At 24.3% G+C, this 1,565-nt stretch carries 2 protein-coding genes; both read left to right on the top strand.

The annotated features are described in order from the left end of the window. On the top strand, positions 1–539 hold a 539-nt coding region (locus AlmWB_RS00485; RefSeq protein ID WP_157022372.1), incomplete at its 5' end, for an ABC transporter ATP-binding protein. A gap of 25 nt (positions 540–564) precedes the next feature. Continuing rightward, positions 565–1,356: an ABC transporter ATP-binding protein gene (locus AlmWB_RS00480; RefSeq protein WP_050337067.1), complete on the top strand. Its 792-nt coding sequence runs from the start codon at positions 565–567 to the stop codon at positions 1,354–1,356. Positions 1,357–1,565 lie beyond the last annotated feature (209 nt).

The following is a 1,565-nucleotide window of genomic DNA, read 5'->3' as shown; positions in this document are numbered from 1 at the left end:
CTTTATATAAAAAAAAAATTTTAGATATTATGGAAAAATGTCAAATTGATCACTCTCTTTATAATCGCTATCCCGCTCAATTATCAGGAGGACAAAGACAAAGAATTGCTATAGCTCGTACATTAATTATCAAACCTCAATTTATTGTTTGTGATGAAATTGTTTCATCATTAGATGTTTCTAATCAATCAAAAATCCTTGATCTTTTAAATAATTTAAAAAAAATTTATCAATTAACTTTGATTTTTATTACTCATGATTTAGGTGTTGCTGGTTACTTAAGTGATCGTATATGTGTAATGCATTTAGGCAATATAGTGGAAATTGCGCCTAAAGATAAAATTTTAAAAAATCCTTATCATCCTTACACCAAACAAATTTTGAATGCTATGCCTCATTTAAATATTCAAAAAAAAAAAGAACATCAAATTATTTATGAAACCGCTCGATTTAAGTTTTTATTTCAACAAAATCAACAAGATTTAAATTGGTTTGAAGTCGCACCTCAACATTTTATTAGATGTACATTAAAAAAATAAATTTCACAAGAGGGAGGATACCCCAATGAGTTTATTGAAAATTAAAAATTTACACACTTATTTTGAAACTCCTAAAGGTTTAATCAAAGCAGTTAAAGGGATTTCTTTTGAATTACAAAAAGGGAAAACTTTAGGTATTTTCGGGGAATCAGGAAGTGGAAAAAGTCAAACCGCTATTTCTATTTTAAAATTATTAAACTATAATCAAAAAATATATCAAGGAGAAATTATTTTTAATGAACAAGTAATTTCTCGATATACTCAAAAACAAATGGAAAAAATTCGTGGGAACGAAATAGCTATGATTTTTCAAGATGCTCTTTCTAGTCTTAATCCTGTTTTTAAAATAAAAAACCAAATGATGGAGATTTTACAGTTACATAAAAATATGAATGACTTAGAAGGGCACCAAAAAATTTTAGAAATTTTACAAAAAGTAAAAATCCATGATGCTAAAAGAGTTATGAATGCTTATCCACATCAATTATCAGGTGGTATGTGTCAAAGAGTTATGATTTCAATGGCATTAATATGTGAACCAAAACTTTTAATTGCTGATGAACCTACTACAGCTTTAGATGTTATTACACAAAAAGAAATTTTAAATTTAATTAATGAACTTCAAAAAGAATTCCAAACATCTGTTTTATTTATTACTCATGATTTAGGTGTTATATCTCAAATTGTCGATGATATTATTGTTATGTATGAAGGACAAATAGTGGAAAAAGGTCCTGTTCAGACAATTTTGACCCAACCAAAACATAATTATACAAAATCTTTATTAAATAATTTTTTAAAAACTAGTTTTTTGTAAATGATTTAACAAATATTTCTTTGAAGAACATATAAAATTCATTTATATAATATTTAAATAATCTAAAAAATTCCATAATATTATAAAAAATAAATAATTTAGAAAAGAGAATATATATGTATGTCTTTTATCAATTATATTCTTAAGAAAATATTTTATGTTTTTTTTATTTTAATGACTGTTATTTTCTTAAGTTTTTTTGTTGTTAA

This window comes from Candidatus Phytoplasma phoenicium, from assembly GCF_001189415.1.
Lineage (GTDB): Bacteria > Bacillota_I > Bacilli_A > Acholeplasmatales > Acholeplasmataceae > Phytoplasma > Phytoplasma phoenicium.
The sequence above is the reverse complement of the archived record's forward strand: the minus strand, read 5'-3'. Positions and strand labels throughout refer to the sequence as shown.